Source organism: Sorangium sp. So ce448 (genome assembly GCF_051520915.1).
Taxonomy (GTDB): Bacteria; Myxococcota_A; Polyangia; order Polyangiales; family Polyangiaceae; genus Sorangium; species Sorangium cellulosum_B.
In genome coordinates this window covers 1,500,821-1,516,527 of sequence record NZ_CP150343.1, presented here as the reverse complement: position 1 = coordinate 1,516,527, position 15,707 = coordinate 1,500,821, and the positions used below count along the sequence as shown (strand labels likewise).

The following is a 15,707-nucleotide window of genomic DNA, read 5'->3' as shown; positions in this document are numbered from 1 at the left end:
GTGGCCCCACGGCGTCGCCGGCGACCCGCGGGAAAGCTCGCGACGCCTTCAGAGCCAGGCTGCTCCGCGCCGCCCGCCCCACCCGAGGCGGAGGGCGACGCGCAGCGGCGCTGGGTCATCGGAGGCTGCATGGCCACGCACGATCCGAGCACGCGGCGAGCAGCCCCGAGCGGCCGTTGCCACGTCCTCCCGGGGCTGCTCCTCGCAGCGGCGGACACGCGAGCGCACGAGAAGACGAGTCAACCTGCGACGGTTCGAGGGTGACGAGCGACCCAATGGCAGCTCGAGAGAGGAGCATCGCAATCGAGCCTGCGTTCGACCGGAACGTGCGGCCGGTCAGCCCTTCCATCTATGGCACCTATGCGGAGAAGTGGGCGGTGGTCGTGGGGATCTCCAGGTACAAGGACGCGAGCCTCAACCTGAACTACGCAGCTCGCGACGCCGAAGACCTGGACAAGACCCTAACGATGAGCTGCGGCTTCAAGAGGGACAACGTCCAGCTCTTGCTCAACGAGCAAGCGACGACAGCCAAGATCACCTGGGCGCTCCGGAGCTTCCTTAAAAAAGCTGCCAGGGACGATATCATCCTCCTCTACTTCGCGTGCCACGGCCAGCCGGACGTGGGAGCTCGGGGCAACATCTTCTATCTGATCACATGGGACACCGACCCCAAAGACATCGGGTCCACAGCCCTGCCGATGCGAGAGGTGCAGAACGCCCTGAACGACTATGTGCTGGCCGAACGAGGGGTCATCCTGGTCGATGTCTGCCACGGTTCGCCGATCGGTGATTCGACACGAGCGCGGAGCCTCAGCGCGGGCGAGGTGATGAACCAGCAAGCCGAGGCGCTCAGCAGGGCACAGGCCGGGATCGCGACGATCTCGTCCACGCGGGCGAACGAGGCGGCGCAAGAAGGTGCACAGTGGGACGGCGGCCACGGCGTCTTCACGCACTTCCTGCTCAAAGGGCTCGGCGGCGATGCCGCGGAGGAGGACACCGGTAAGGTGACGGTGAGCAGCCTCTACGATTATGTGAGCAAGAATGTGATAGCCGCCACGGAGCCCACGCCGCAACACCCATGGATCAGCGGAAACGGCTTCGACAACGACCTGCCCCTCGCCTGGAGGGCGACGCTCGACAACGAGGAACGGCAGGCGCTCGGCCGCGATCTCGCTGACATCGCGCGGTTCCTGGGCGATCGAGTCAGCCTGGACGTGGCCAGCGAGCTCTTCGTCGACAACACGGTGGACCTGGGTCTCGCGCGCCTCGATGCCGGGGACTGCGACCGCGCCATCCCGGCGTTTCAGGCCGTGGTGAGCCGGGGCGAAGCCGGAGCGGTCGAGTCGGCGTACTACCTGGGCGTCGCGCTCGCGAAGGCTCACGGCGCGAGCGCCGCGAAGCAATCTATCGAGTCCTTCCTTGCGAAGAACCCCGGCGATCCGCGAGCGGCCTTCGCGCGCGATCTCCTGGAGGCCCCGGCGCGCCGCACGACCGCGGGGACCCGTCGCGCGCTGTTGATCGGCGTCGGCCACGCTGGCCAGGGAACGGACGACGACGCGGTGGAGGCGAACGACGCGCGCTCGCTTCGCGAGGTCTTGCTCGACCGATGGCGCTTCACCGACGACGACGTGACCTTGCTCTGCGGGCCCGATGCCACCCGAGACGGCATCCTGGGCGCGCTGGAAAAGCTCGTCCATTCCGCGACCGGGGACGACGCGGTGGTCGTCTTCTACAGCGGCTGCCGAGGCTCCTCGCCCCTTCGAGACGACGCGATCCCTTCCTACCGCGTCGGCAGCCTCGACCCGGCAGCGGGCGCCGGGGACGCCGAACCGTCGATCACGCCGGACGAGATTCACAGGGCGCTCCAGCGCATCCGCTCACGGCGCAAGACGCTCATCATGGACACCGACGCGCCGCCGAAGCTGTTCGACCTCGCCCGCGATGCATCCTACGCGGCCCTGTTCGGGGCCTGCGCCGGACGGCAGGCTTCGACGGTGCACATCGATGAGCGTTACGGCCGCCGCGGGCTCTTCTCATGGGCGCTGGTCGAACAGCTCAAGACGGCGACGCCGAGCACCACGCTCGAAGAGCTCAGGGACGAGATCGCGAGGCGCATGCAGACCCACCTGGACGCGCGGGAGCAAGCGCCGCACCTGAGCGGGACAGGATCGATGTCCGAGCGCCTCGAGCCGGTGAGCATCGGGCACCTCACGCTCTTCGAGCTGAGCCGGCGGCGGCGCTTCGACGGGTTCACGCGCCAGGATCTCGAGGCGCGCTACGACGCGATCCTCCGCGCGTTCCCCGCGGCGCCGCCCGACCTGCACTACGCGGCCGGGCGCGCCTTCCTCGAACAAGGAGCGTACCTCCGGGCCGCCGAGGCGCTGGCCTTGTCCGCGCGCGCGCGCGCGCCGTCCGCGCCGGAGGCGTTCATGGCGGTCGCCGTCGCCCAGATCGGCGCTGGACAGCGGGAGGCCGCGGCGGGCTCGCTCCATGGGTATCTCAGCGCCTTTGCCCCACCAGCACACGCGCGGCTGGCGGGCGACGTGACATCGCTGGTCGCGCGGCTCGAGCGCGGCAATCGCTTCGCTCTCCTCGTCGGGATCGACGCGTACGGCCATCCGGGGGTACCCCGTCCGCGGGGCGCGGTCAACGACGCGCGCGCGCTGTTCCAGGTGCTCATCGATGGGTACGGGTTTCTGCCGGAGAACGTGCGCTTGCTCCTCGACGGCGCCGCGAGCCGCGCCGCGATCCTCGCGGCGTTCAAGGAGCTCGCCGCGAAGCCAGAGGAGTCGGCCACGCTCTTCTATTTCGCCGGCAACGGCTCCTTCAACGCGAGCGGTCATCCCACGATCGTGAGCGCGGACGGGCGGAGCGACGGCGTGGTCGACATCGCGCTTCGCGAGCTCGACGAGCTCGCCGGTCGGCGCTCGACACGCCTCGTCACCCTCGTGGACGCCGGCTGGACCAGCAGGGCGTCCCCGGAAGGGGCGAGGTACGTCGAGGCGGATCCGCCGCCGGTCCCGCTCGGACGCGCCCAGAGCGCTCGCCGGTACTTCGACTCCCCTCCTCGGGTCGGCAGGTTGACCGCGCTCAACGGATCCATCAACATGGAAACAGTCAGCGAGGAGCGGCCGAAGGTCGAGGAGGCGATGGCGCTGTCGTCGCCCGGCTCCGGCGATGCGGTGCACGGTCTATTGACGAATGAGATCGTCAAGGCGCTCAAGACGGCCCAGCCGGTCGCGCTGACGTGGCGGGGGTTGTTCGGGGCGATTCCGACGACGATGAACGTGCACGTCACCGGGGAGGGGATGGACGAGCTCGCGTTCGACGACAGGCTCCTGGACAGCGCCCGCGCGTGCCTCGTGAACCTCGATCGCGAGCCTGCCCGCCGCGCGCTCGCCGTGCTCGAGCGCGCTGACATCCCCAACAACCTGCTATGGCGTGGGATCGCGTACGCCGCGCTTGAAAACCACAAGGAGAGCATCGAGGCGCTCGAGGCGTTCATCCGGGAAAATGAGGGGGCGCAGTCGACAGCGGCGCACTATCACCTTGGCCGCGTGCTCTTCAAGAGCCGGCGTGATCTGGACCGCGCCGTGAGCGAGCTGCGCTGGGTAACGCAGCGCGATCCCGCGCACTCCGCTGCGTTCCTTTATCTGGGCAGGGCGCTCCGCGCCCGCGCCGAGAGCGACATCCGGGGGGAGGCGGCGATGGCCTACACCAGGTACCTCTACTCCGGCGCTCCTCCCGGCTATGAGAACGAGGCCTGGAGCTTCTTGACAGCGAACCAATAGCAACATTCCCAGATGTGGCGAGCCGAAGTTCGACCATTTCATTCATCGACGTTCGGCGGCGACAACAGATTGCAGCGAGGCTCCATCGAACTATGGTGTACGCGGTGCGGCGTGATGAGCCGGAGGGCATCGCGCCGTACGGCCGCCATGCGCCCGCCCTCCGAGAAGGACAGAAGAACGCCCATGGATACGACAGAAGAATCCATCCATCTCTGCTTCGATCGGACGCTGCCGCTCGCGCTGGAGGAGACGGCGAGGCGGATCGCCGTGCAGGAGAATCCGGCGAACGAGGTGGACCCGAACCTCGATCCGAACGATCCGAAGCTCACGCCGACAGAGCGTATCGCGCTCATCGCGCAGAAGCGGTGGCGCCCCGGCAAGCGCCTGAGGATCCGCTTCCTCGACGGATCGGCCACGATGCGGCAGAAGGTCGCTCACTATGCCCGGGAGTGGACGCGCTACGCCAACATCACCTTCGACTTCGACGATTCGGAATACTCGGAGATCCGGATCTCATTTTACGCCGACCCGGGCTCGTGGTCGGCGCTCGGCACGGACGCGCTGGTACAGCAGTATTTTCCGCTCCACCAGCCCACGATGAACTTCGGGTGGCTGCGCGACGACACCGACGACGCGGAGTACTCGCGCGTCACGATCCACGAGTTCGGCCACGCGCTCGGCGCCATCCACGAGCACCAGAACCCGCAGGGCGGCATCCAGTGGAACGAGGAAGCGGTCTACAGATACTTCTCCGGCCCGCCGAACAACTGGCCCCGGGAGAGGACCTACCGCAACGTCATCGCGAAATATTCGGCGGATATCCTGATCGGGACACAGTTCGACCCGGACTCGATCATGCTCTACGGCTTCCCCGCGGCGCTCACGCGGAACGGAGTAGGGACCAAGTCGAACAACAAGCTATCGAGACGGGACATCGAATTCATCAAGGCCGCTTACCCCAGCTGACCCGCGGCCGCGCCTGCGCGGGGGCCCGGCCCTGACGGCCCATCCATTCGAGGAGCCTCATGAACGACCGACCCAGCTCCGAATCCGACGACAAGGGCTTCAGCGGACCGCGGGGGGTGATGCCGACGTTCCGGGCGCTGCTCGTCGGCATCGACTTCTATTTCCCGAACTCGCTCCCGAATGGCGCGACGTACGTGCCGCTCCGTGGTTGCGTGAGCGACGTCGATCGCATCGAGAAGGCCCTGCGCGCCCGGATCACCCTGCCGCACGATATCACGACGCTCCTGGCGCCGAACGTCGGGGACGAGGCGCCCGGTGGGCCGGAGAGCGTCTGGCCTACGTACAAGAACATGAAGGCTGCGCTGGATGGGCTGCTCGCCCGTACCCAGCCGGGCGACCACGTGTACCTCCACTACTCCGGCCATGGCGGCCGCGTGCCCACGAAGTTCACCAGCCTGAAGCCCGATGGGTTCGACGAGACGCTCGTGCCGACGGACATCGGTGACGGCTCGCGTTACGTGCGCGATCTCGACATCGCCTATTACCTCGACGCGCTCACGAGGAACAGGCAGGCGACCGTGACCGTCGTGCTCGACAGCTGCCACTCCGGTGGCGCGACGCGTGGGGTCAACATCGCGCCGCGGTGCGCGACAGGCGCCCGCGAAGGCACCGATCCCACGCTCGACACCGCGGAGCGCCCGGCGGACGGCGTGGTCTCCGACGATGAGCTGTACGCCGCGTGGAAGCGGCTCGAAGCGACGGGCGCCGGCCGGCGCGCCGCGACCGCCACCACCTGGCTCCCCGAGGCCAGGGACTACGTGCTCCTTGCGGCGTGCCGCGACGTGGAAACCGCGCTGGAGGTGCGGTTGGACGGCGGCGGGTCGACTGGCGTGATGACCGCGGCCTTCCTCGATGCGCTGGAAGGGCTCGGCAAAGACCAGACATGGAAGGCGCTCTACGAGCGCGTGCTTGCGAGCGTGCACAGCAAGTATTCGTCGCAGACCCCTCAGCTCCTGGGTCAAGGGGAGCGCCAGGTCTTCGGGGCCGAGCTGCGGCCGGTCGTGAGCACCGTGATGGTCAATGATATCGACGCTCCGAACCGGAGGGTGAAGCTGAGCGCAGGTCTGGCGACGGGGACCCACGCGGGCGCGAAGTTCGGGATTTTCTCCCCGGGGACGACGGACTTCACGCAGCCCAACCTGCGCGTGGGCGCGGCCATCGTCGACAGGATGATGGCCGTGGAGAGCTGGGCGTCGCTGGAGGAGGGCGCCGCGATCGATTCCGTCGCGCTGGGCGCCCCCGCGCTTCTCGAGGACGCGGGATCCATCGAGCTGCGGCGCGCGGTCAATCTCTTTCACCGGGACGACCTGCCGCCCGAGATCGACCAGGATCAGGCGCTCGGCGCCGTGGGAGCGGAGATCAAGGCGAGAGGGCGAGGGTTCCTCGAGCTCCTCGCCGGCGGGACACCGCACTACCAGGTCGCTCTCACCAAGGATCGTCGCTACGAGCTCTGGGACCCGTCGGGAAAGCCCATTCCCAACGTGGGGACGGTGGCGATCGGCGCACCGGGCGCCGCCACGATCGTCGTCGATCGGCTGCTCCATCTCCTCCGGTACCAGACCATCCTGGAGGTCGCCGAGCCGGTCTCGGGGCTCAGGGACGATCTCCGCGTCGAGCTCCTCGCCCCGCCGCCGGGGTGGTCGGAGCGCACGCCAGCCGAGGGTGGGACCGTGATAAGGCCCGACGGCGATGCGTACGTCATCAGGCCCGATGCCTGGGTGTTCGTCCACGTCGTGAACGAGAGCAACAGCCCGGTCAACATTGCCGTCATCGATCTCGGCGATGACTGGGGGATCCGCGCCCTCGAACCACCGCCGCCGGAGGGGCGCATGATCCCCACGCGGCGGTATTCCACCGTGGATGCGAGGACGGAGGCCCGCTTCGCGTTGCAGTTCTTCCTTTCCCAGGGACGTGGCTCGTCGCTCGACGTCCTCAAGATCTTCGCGACCCTCGGCGATACCGATTTCTGGTGGCTCCTGCACACGGCGCTCGACAACCCCGTGACCCGTTCGCTGACCACGAGGGACGCAGCCGCGAACGACGCGCTCTTCCGGCTGCGCGAGGCGCTCGACGCGGAGGAGAACACGCAGCGCGCCGTGCGCCCCAGATCCGCGCCGGGTGACGGATGGACCACAAGGCAGTTCCGCGTCGAGACGCGACGGACGTGAGCCTCGACGGGGCGTATCCGACGTGCCACGCGACGCGCTGCGGCGACGCGCGGCTCCTCTCCTCAGGCAGCGCGCTGCTCGATCGCGGCCCGAAGCGCCGAGACGGAGGCGCTGCGCAGGTACACGACGGGGGCGCCGTCCGCCGCGAGGCTCTGCATCTGATCGCGCAGCGCGTGTGAGACCATCGTCACCATGATCACGATGAGCGCGATCCTCCCCACGCCGTGGCGCGCGCCCGGCGGCACGCGGTTCTCGTAATGGCGCAGCGACCAGCCGTGCTTCTCGACCACATCGCGGTAGCGGCTCGACATGCCGCCGCTGCCCCCGATGACCAGCACCGTCTGCTCCTCGCGCTTCCTGTCGACCGCCTGGGAACGCCGCTCCGCCTTCATGCGATCTCCCTGGAGCAAGGCGTAAGCCACGCTGCTCCAGCGGCCATTTCCGCGCAAATGTCGCGGATCCGGCCTATTCCCCGGCAAAATGTCGTCGAGTCACCGAGGCCTCTGTCATCGTGACATCGCGAGCGCGAGGACCCGACGCTGCGGGGCGGTAGCCGCGAGGATCGGGGAATATTCTCCCCCTCGCGGCAGTTCCCGCCGGCGCGCGCGGCCCGGGCGAGGATGCGGATCGCAGGCGCTACCGCGAGCGTCCCGCCAAAGCCCCGAGAGCGCCGCGACGACGACCCCTCGGTGCGGAAGCCAAACCCACCGGCACCGAGATAGCCCGACACGCCGTCCCCGCCGCCCGCGGCAGGGGTGCGCCCGGTAAGGGCGTGCCGGATGCGGCCACGAAGGCGGGAAGGCCGGAATAAAATTCAACGATAGTCCCTATTTGACGCCTCCATGGGGGCGCTCTCCCGGCGGATGCCACGGCGTTCCGCCGGCGACGTCGAGCTGTGGTAGGGAGCGGCGTCCCCCCTGCCCCGCCGTGCCATGATGTCTCCCGCCACGCCGCCCAGCGACCCGCCTCCGCCGCCGCCCGGCACCGTCGAGCGCTGGGCCTGGGATTACGTCCTCTCGACCGACCTCGAGCACAAGCTGTCTCCGCCGCCCGTGCCCTCCCTCTGGGAGTCGGATGCCACGCTGTCGATGTCGGGCGCCGCGCAGGCCCCGCCGCGGCGCCTCGAGCGACCTGGGCGGCCCGCCGCGCTGCGCATCTCGGAGCGCGCGCAGAAGAGCCCGGGGCCCGAGGCGCTGCGCAACCCGGCGCGCCGCGCGCAGCTCTTCCACGCGTTCCTGCACCACGAGCTCCAGGCGGCGGAGCTCATGGCCTGGGCGCTGCTCGCCTTCCCCGAGACGCCGCGCGCCTTCCGCGGCGGCCTCGTCCGGATCGCGCTCGACGAGGCGCGCCACATGCGGCTCTACGCCGCGTACCTTGCCGCGATCGGCCACCGCTTCGGTGACTTCCCGGTGCGCGACTGGTTCTGGACGCGGGTGCCCGCCGCCGCGTCGCCCGCGCAGTTCGTGGCCGTGATGGGCATGGGCCTCGAGGGGGGCAACCTCGACCACACGGCGCGCTTCGCCGAGCGCTTCCGCGCCATCGGCGACGTCGAGGGCGCCGCGCTCACGGAGCGGGTCTGCGCGGAGGAGATCCCGCACGTGCGCTTCGGGGTCCGCTGGTTCCGCCGCTTCACGCAGGCGAGCGGGAGCGCTGGCCAGGCGGCGCCTTCCACGTCTGCCGCAGGCAATCCGGCCGCCGCGGGTGAAGCTGCGCCGCGCGGGCCGGACGACGTCGCGCCGCCGCCCGGTGCGAGCGATTTCGAGGCCTGGGTGCGCCACATCCCGCCGCCCCTCTCGCCGCTGCTGATGCGGGGCGAGCCGATGAACCGCCGCGACCGCAGCCGCACCGGCCTCTCCGAGCCGTTCCTCGACGCGCTGGCCTCATGGACCGAGCGAGCGCCTGGATCCTGAACTTCGACGCCGACGAGGAGCTGGCGCGCCCCGCGGGGTACACCCCTCGCGCCGCGGTCGCCGGCCGGGCTCCCGAGCTCGCCGGCCGCGTCTCGGCCCTGCTGCGCCCCGGCGACGTCGTGCTCAGCCCCGAGCTCCCCTCGCCCCTCGTGCCGCCGGCGCCGCCCGGAACGCCGCTCGTCGGCCGCGCGTGGTGCCCCACGCCCCGCGCCCTTCGCCTCCTCGGCCGCGCCGGCGTCGCGCTCGCGGAGGCGCCGCCGCTCGAGGTGCTCCGGCGCGTCAACCACCGGAGGTTCTGCGCGGACCTCGGCCAGACGCTGCCCGGCGCGCGCTACGTCGCCTCCCTGGCCGAGCTCGAGGCCGCGATCGCGGAGCCCACGCCGACGGGCCACTGGCTGCTCAAGCGGCCGTTCGGGTTCGCCGGGCGCGGCCGGCGCCGGGTCGCCCGAGGGGCGCTGCCGCCCGACGCGCGGCCCTGGGCCGCCGCGTCGCTCGATCCCGCGTCGCCGGACAGCGGCCTGCAGGTCGAACCGTGGGTCGAGCGCCGCGGTGACTTCTCGCTGCACGGGCACGTCGCCCGCGGCGGCGCGGTGCGCCTCGGCGACCCGTGTGTCCAGCGCTGCGACGCGAACGGGGCGTACCTCGGGGCCGCCCTGGCCGGCGAGGGCGACCTCGGCGACGGCGAGCGCCGGGGGCTCGTCGAGGCCGCGCTCGAGGCGGGGCAGGCGCTCGCCGGCGCGGGCTATTTCGGGCCGTTCGGGATCGACGCCTTCCGCTGGGAGGACGAGCGCGGCGCGCTGCGCTGGAACCCGCGGTGCGAGATCAACGCGCGCTACACGATGGCGTGGGCCATCGGCATGGGCAGCGCGCGGCCAGATCTGGAGTGACCGAGGCCGTCCGATCGGGCGGCGAGCGCGACTGCGGCAGCGGCGCCCTGCGATCGCCGAGGTGAACCGTCGCCTCGCCGCGCGCCGAGATCCAGGTCGACGACGACCACCACAGAGCCGGATCTTCGGGCCCTCACGTAGTCGGCTCGGCAACAAGGCGTCCGCTACCAAAGCAAGACGTCAGCCCTCACGGCTCGGCTCCCGAAGCGGCGGCATGCTCGCCAACATGCTCCTGATGGCGGGCAGCGTCGGGGCATCGTTCATGCGCAGCGCCCTCCGGAGTTGCTCTCTTCCGCGCGCCAGATGCTCCTGGATCGTGCTGGGGTTCTGACCAAGGTCGGCCGCAATCTCCTCCGCGGTGAGCCCCAGAGCGAAGTCCACCACGACGTCGCGCAGCGCGCGATCGATCCGCTCCAGGTTGCGGAGGCTGAGCCGCGCCTCCACGCGCCCGGACGGCGACGGCATAGGGTCATCGATCGCCGAATGCGCATACGAATTGCGGCCTTTCTCCCACCGATTCTGGAACTCCCTGTAGTGCGTCGTATGGTGCCACACGACCACATCCAGCCAGCGTCTTGTCGCCCGCTTCATCGACAGGTGCTCGCGCGCAGGGACCCTTCCTGCCTCAACTGTCCTCCATACGGAGAGCAGGATATCCTGCATCACATCGTCGCGATCGCACTCTGGAACCTGGAGCCGGCGCAGCCGGTCCCTGATCATCGAACTTTGCTGCACGATGGCATCGAATGCAACGCGCACCTCGGGGCGCATGGCCACGTCCACCGCATCCGAGGCACGGCGGCGCTCACCCATGGCTCCCTACTCCCGGAAGTGTCGTGTTCAGCGGAGAGCGCTCTGCTTCCTCCCAATCCGACGCGTCGGAGGAGCTCGCGCCCCCTTCATCACGCTGTAGCGGAGAGCTCGTTAACGTCCCAGCGCGACCGGCCAGCTCCGCCCCTGTGGCTGCGCGGACAGGGAGTGGCGACCGGAGCCGCGGCAGCGGTGGCGGTGGGAGCTTCGCCCGCGGGCTCCTGGCCGCGAGCTCGGGAGACGGAACGACGGCCGGAGGAACGTCGAGCGCGCGAGGAGGCGTCGTGGGCGGAGGCGGCGGCACCGAGGTCGGCGCCGGTGACGATGCCGACGCGGGACGCGCCGAGCTCTCGCGCCTGGTGATGGGCTCGCCGACCTGGATCACCACGGTCTCCTCTGCGTCCGTCCGGTAGTCGTCGTGCAGCCGCCACAGGCGCTCCCAGTACCGAGCGGGCGTGCCTGTGAAGGTCTCCAGCTGCCGGGCAAGGCCAGGGGTCATAGGAAGCTCGTTCCTCAGCAACTGCTCCACCTCCCTCGGCGATAGCCCCGTGCTCTCGGCCAGCTTTCTCCTCCACGAAGGATTCGTCGCGCAGAACGACTCGAGGACCCTGCCTGGCCCGGGAATGGGGCGTGCGCGGACGTTTGTCAGCTCTGCGAGCGCCGCATCGACGTGGCAGTCCAGCAGGCGCCGGAATCGGTCCCGCTCCCCTGCAGCCTGATCCCTCGCATCGGCGAGGGCTGCCTCTTCGTCATCATGCGCGTGCTCGCGCGCCTCGCGGAGCCCACGCTCGCGTCCCAGCGCTTCACGCGCGGTGACCGCGAAGCCGATCGCGACGCAGGCTATCATCGCGAGCCCGAGCGGCGAAATGAGCCACATCGCACTGAGCACATCCTCCATCGTAGTCATCGCGTCTCGTTTCCTGGACGTGACCGTTCTTGTCGGGAACAAGGCAGATCGAAGCCCTGTGCTGTCCGAAGACATCACGAGCGTCACCGCCTGCTTGCTGTCAGAGGACTGCCGAGGGCTCAGCGCAGCTGTCGGAGAAGCGCCTCGCGCTCGGCGGCGAGCAGCCCATCGGGGAACTCCCGCGCGTGGGCGTTCAGCAGCTGGAGCGCCTCGACGTCGGCCATGGCGTTGCCGGCCTCGACAGCCCTCCGGGCCTGGTCGATCAGGCTCCTCTCGTGCTCGCTGACGGTCGGTCGAACGGCCCTCGCCGGAGGCGCGGGCCGGACTTTGGTCCTGGTTGAGGGAGCGGGCGAGCTGCTCGCCGCCGCCTGCGCGCGTGCGCTTCCTTGATCCCTGAGCGATGAGATCTCGTCCGCGATCGGCGCGGCGGGCGCCGCGGCGCCGTGCGCGCCGCCTCGCGCGGGGGACGTCGCGGCGTCCTGCGCTGCGGGCGGGGGGACAGGGACGCGCACCGCCGCCGCCTCGAGCCACGATTCCAGGTCGGCCAACGGCGGCACAGCGGAGACGATCGCGCCGGTCAGCAGGACGAGCGCGCACTGAACGAAGATCCTCACGCCCAGATGGCGCAGCGAGGTCACCCACGACGCGTTGCGGCGGAACCCCAGCGCGAGCGACAGGAAGGCGCGATCGTCCCTTCCCTGCGAGTGCTCCTGCGCCTGCCACCGCTCCCGCTGCACCCGGAGCTCCTTGTGCGCCCGCCAGTGTCGCGTCTTCACCGTTGCGAGCGGGAGTCCCTGCTCGGCGGCGATCTCGGCGAGCGGGACCTCCTGGAGATCGTGCTTGATCACGAGCTCCCGGTACTTCGGATCGAGCTGGTCTATCAGCTGCCGCGTGAACTCTTCCTGCTGCCGTCTCCGGAGCAGCTCTTCCGGGGTGGGGCACTCGTCTCGGATCTCGCACTCATCGAACGACGTCAGCACCTCGCCGCGGCAGCGGGCGTCACGGACGTGGTTGCGCGCCTGGTTGACGGCGATCGTGACGCGGTACGGGGCCGGGTCTCCCCCCGGGTCGAGCCGCTTGTCAGCCTCCAGCCCCCGCAGCAGCGCTTCCTGGGCGACATCCTCGGCGTTTCGCGCCGGCACCCCGTGGCGCCGCGCGAGGCGCCGGAAGAGCTCGAAGCCGGGGGAGACGGTCGCTGGCTTGTCCACGGTATGCAGCACACTTGAGCGGGTCGAAAGGCTTCAAAAAAATGATCCGACGAGCAACTTTGGTCGGACAATGTGAGCAACGTAGCATATTAGACCACATTCAGTCAGACCTGGCGGTCGGTTGGACGCATTCAATCAACCGACCGAAAATTCTCACCAAAACGGACCAAAATCTGGCGATTTCTGTCGGTTGACGCCAAGCGGACCGCATCACTACCGTGACTGGATGCGTTGCATCGCGCATTCGCTCTCGATCTTTCTTGCGCTCGGGATCACGACAGGCCTCACGCGCTCGGCGAGCGCGGAAGACATTCAAGCGAAGGCGAAACCGAGCGGCAGCTCCTCGGTGAAGGACCATGTTCGCCGCGGTCAGAGAGCGCGTTATGCCGGGCTGTGGGTCGAGGCGCACGCTGCCTACAAGGCTGCTTTCGAGGCCGCGGACCCCGCGACCAGCACCGAGCGAGAGCGCGCGGAGCTCGCCGGTGAGCTCGGCCTTTGCGAGGTCGCGCTGCACAGGTATCGCGACGCGGCCGAGCACCTCTCCAGGAGCCTGGAACAGCGCGAAACGCTGCCGGACGCGCTCCGGCGGCGATTCGAGGCAGGACAGCGCGAGGCAGCGAAGCACATCGCGACGCTCGTGCTCGGGGTCGATCCGCCCGACGCCGAGGTGTTCATCGACGGCGAGCGCATCGGCGAGATTGCACGTACCTACACGCGCTTCTTCGAGCCGGGCAAACACATGGTGCGGGCCCGCGCACCGGGCCGTGAGGACGCGCTCCACTCGTTCCTCGCCGTGGCAGGCGCGGAGCACGAGATCACGATGCAGCTGCCCCGCAGTGCGGCGAGCAGCGCCAAGGAGACAGCGACAGCATCAACGAAGGAAGCACCGCAGGCCCTGAGCTCTTCGCCCGCTGTGCTGGGCCGCCCGCGCAGCACCTCTCTATCCTGGCCTGGCCCCCTGCGCATCACCGGTATCGGGTTGACCGTGGCGACAGGCTCGCTCGGTGCGGTCTTCATGGTTCGCGCGATGACCGCCGACGGAGATCTGGACGAGCGGAACGCGAAGCTCGACGCTGCCGGCGTCTCTCAAGGGGTGTGTCGGGAAGCGACGAGACCCTCCGCGTGCTCCGAGCTGAAGGGTCTCCGACAAGAGCGAGATCTCTTCGCCGGGCTCGGCACCGCGATGGTCGTGACGAGCGGTGTCGTGGGCGCTGCGACCCTGGCTTCGTTCTTCACGGACTTCTCGTTTCTACAGGCTGAACCGACCAAAGCTCGACTCGTGCTGGTGCCGACAGTCACGCCGGCGCACGCCGGCCTCGTAGCGTACGGCGCGTGGTGATCAGGAGCTACGAAATGCCTCTTCTCGAACGGCGACGAATGCGGCTGCTGCTCACCGCAGGCCTCCTCTCCACGGCCGGCGCGAGCACCCTCTCCGGGTGCACTTACGACGATAGCTGCTACGACGAACGCCTCTGCCTCACACCACCGAAGGCTCTCTGTGAGGGCGATCCTGCCACGGCGACGGCGCTCGACGAATGCGGGGTGTTCGTCAGCGAGCAGGGCGACGACGACAGCACCGGTACGAAGGGCGCGCCGGTGAAGACGTTGCAACATGCGATCGGCCTCGCCGCGCACGGGCGAGGCCCCGGCGAGCCGCCGACCCGGCGCGTGTACGCGTGCGGCGGGTTGTTCGAGGAGAAGGTCGCGCTGCCCTCGGGGGTCGACCTCTGGGGCGGGCGTCTCTGCGATGACGGCGACGACTGGTCGTACGAGGGGTCGTTCGGCGGGCCGGATCACCCGACGATCATCGCTCCGCCAGCGGGGATCCCGCTGCGGGTGATCACGGGAGAAGAAGGCGACGCGACGTCGATGGTCTTCGGCGTGCACGTCAAGGCGGCGGATGCATCCGCGGACGATGGCAAGTCGTCCATCGCGATGATCCTGAGCGCCGGGGCCAGGGCGATCGTGCGGGAGAGCGACATCCTCGCGGGCGATGGCAAGAACGGAGAGCCGGGCGAGGACGCGCCGAGCTTCCGCGCGAGCTCCGGCGTGGTGGGGAACAACGGCGTGGACGCCTGCACCGCGGACGCGGCGCCGGGCGCCCTTCCGGTCGTCACCGTGTGCGACGATGGCATCGAGTCGAGGGGTGGCTACGGGGGCGACGGCGGTCTCGATACGGGCGGCGATGGTGTTTCAGGGCTGCCTGAGCCGGTCGGCAATCCGCCCGAGCGTGGCCTGGGCGGCTCCGGCGCGTCCAGCATGGCGTGCACGCCGGGAGAGAAGGGAGCAAAAGGCACCGATGCAGAGCGCGCGGCTGGCGCGGCTGGCGCTGGTCTCCTGGACGTCGACGGATGGGTCGGCGTCCGCGGGGAGGACGGAAAGAAGGGCGGCGTCGGTCAGGGCGGCGGCGGGGGTGGCGGCGGCAAAGGGCGCGACGACATGACCGCGTGTCCGCCCGGTCGGCCCCAGGGCGGTGCGGCCGGCGGATCGGGGGGAGGCGGCGGCTGCGGGGGCAAAGGGGGCAAGGGCGGCGACTACGGCGGCGCGAGCATCGCGATCGTGGCGTTGCAAGGGAGCGCCATCACGGTCGAGGCCGGCAGCAAGGTCCTCGGGGGCAAGGGCGGCGATGGCGGGGTCGGCGGAACGGGCCAGTGGGGAGGCTTCGGCTTCGCCGGAGGCCTTGGCGGAAACGCTCGTCTGACCGAGACGGCGCCCGCATGCCGCGGTGGCGGCGGCGGCAATGGCGGTCGCGGAGGCGATGCGGGCGGCGGTCTCGGGGGGCACTCGCTCGGCATCGGCTCCGTGGGCGCCTCCGTGGCCCTCTCGGAGAAGGCGACGGTTTTGCCCGGACAAGCCGGCAAGGGAGGGAGCGGCGCCAATTCAGTCGGGGAAGTAGACGCCGGCCAGGGGGAAGGCGGGATCACAACGTTCTGGTACCGATTCGATGCGCCAACCCCGGAACCGCCTCGATGAACCGCCCTGTGCTGGCGGCGCACGTCA

Annotated in this window: 11 protein-coding genes; 8 read left to right on the top strand and 3 right to left on the bottom strand. The window is 69.8% G+C overall.

Going from position 1 to position 15,707, the window contains the following annotated elements:
- Window positions 1-275: 275 nt before the first annotated feature.
- From WMF45_RS05555 to WMF45_RS05545, 3 genes are all read left to right on the top strand, one after another.
- A complete protein-coding gene (locus WMF45_RS05555; protein WP_437715917.1) occupies window positions 276-3,791 on the top strand; it encodes a caspase family protein in 3,516 nt (1,171 codons plus the stop codon).
- 183 nt (window positions 3,792-3,974) lie between these two features.
- Window positions 3,975-4,757 carry a M12 family metallopeptidase gene (locus tag WMF45_RS05550; protein ID WP_437715916.1) on the top strand — a complete coding sequence of 261 codons (783 nt, stop codon included), beginning with the start codon at window positions 3,975-3,977 and terminating at the stop codon, window positions 4,755-4,757.
- 59 nt (window positions 4,758-4,816) lie between these two features.
- On the top strand, window positions 4,817-6,985 hold the full coding sequence (locus WMF45_RS05545; protein ID WP_437715915.1) for a caspase family protein: 2,169 nt from the start codon (window positions 4,817-4,819) through the stop codon (window positions 6,983-6,985).
- Window positions 6,986-7,047: 62 nt separating this feature from the next.
- Here WMF45_RS05545 and WMF45_RS05540 read toward each other — a convergent pair whose 3' ends face one another.
- A complete protein-coding gene (locus WMF45_RS05540) occupies window positions 7,048-7,407 on the bottom strand; it encodes a DUF2325 domain-containing protein (RefSeq protein ID WP_437715914.1) in 360 nt (119 codons plus the stop codon).
- Window positions 7,408-7,917: 510 nt separating this feature from the next.
- Between WMF45_RS05540 and WMF45_RS05535 the strand changes: the two genes are divergently transcribed.
- Window positions 7,918-8,895: a ferritin-like domain-containing protein gene (locus WMF45_RS05535; protein ID WP_437715913.1), complete on the top strand. Its 978-nt coding sequence runs from the start codon at window positions 7,918-7,920 to the stop codon at window positions 8,893-8,895.
- Window positions 8,868-9,782 (top strand): hypothetical protein, encoded by a 915-nt coding sequence (locus WMF45_RS05530; RefSeq protein ID WP_437715912.1) that lies wholly within the window; start codon window positions 8,868-8,870, stop codon window positions 9,780-9,782. Before WMF45_RS05535 ends, WMF45_RS05530 begins: the two co-directional genes overlap by 28 nt.
- A 180-nt stretch (window positions 9,783-9,962) precedes the next feature.
- On the opposite strand, the gene WMF45_RS05525 is transcribed toward WMF45_RS05530, so the two are convergent.
- Window positions 9,963-10,595 carry an RNA polymerase sigma factor gene (locus WMF45_RS05525; RefSeq protein WP_437715911.1) on the bottom strand — a complete coding sequence of 211 codons (633 nt, stop codon included), beginning with the start codon at window positions 10,593-10,595 and terminating at the stop codon, window positions 9,963-9,965.
- A gap of 281 nt (window positions 10,596-10,876) precedes the next feature.
- On the opposite strand from WMF45_RS05525, the gene WMF45_RS05520 reads away from it, so the two are divergent.
- Window positions 10,877-11,005: a hypothetical protein gene (locus WMF45_RS05520; RefSeq protein ID WP_437715910.1), complete on the top strand. Its 129-nt coding sequence runs from the start codon at window positions 10,877-10,879 to the stop codon at window positions 11,003-11,005.
- Window positions 11,006-11,618: 613 nt separating this feature from the next.
- Here WMF45_RS05520 and WMF45_RS05515 read toward each other — a convergent pair.
- Complete coding sequence (locus tag WMF45_RS05515; RefSeq protein ID WP_437715909.1) at window positions 11,619-12,707, bottom strand: RNA polymerase sigma factor; 1,089 nt, start codon at window positions 12,705-12,707, stop codon at window positions 11,619-11,621.
- 226 nt (window positions 12,708-12,933) lie between these two features.
- On the opposite strand from WMF45_RS05515, the gene WMF45_RS05510 reads away from it, so the two are divergent.
- Complete coding sequence (locus WMF45_RS05510; protein WP_437715908.1) at window positions 12,934-14,046, top strand: hypothetical protein; 1,113 nt, start codon at window positions 12,934-12,936, stop codon at window positions 14,044-14,046.
- 14 nt (window positions 14,047-14,060) lie between these two features.
- Window positions 14,061-15,680, top strand: coding sequence for a hypothetical protein (locus WMF45_RS05505; RefSeq protein ID WP_437715907.1), 1,620 nt, complete (start codon window positions 14,061-14,063; stop codon window positions 15,678-15,680).
- Window positions 15,681-15,707 lie beyond the last annotated feature (27 nt).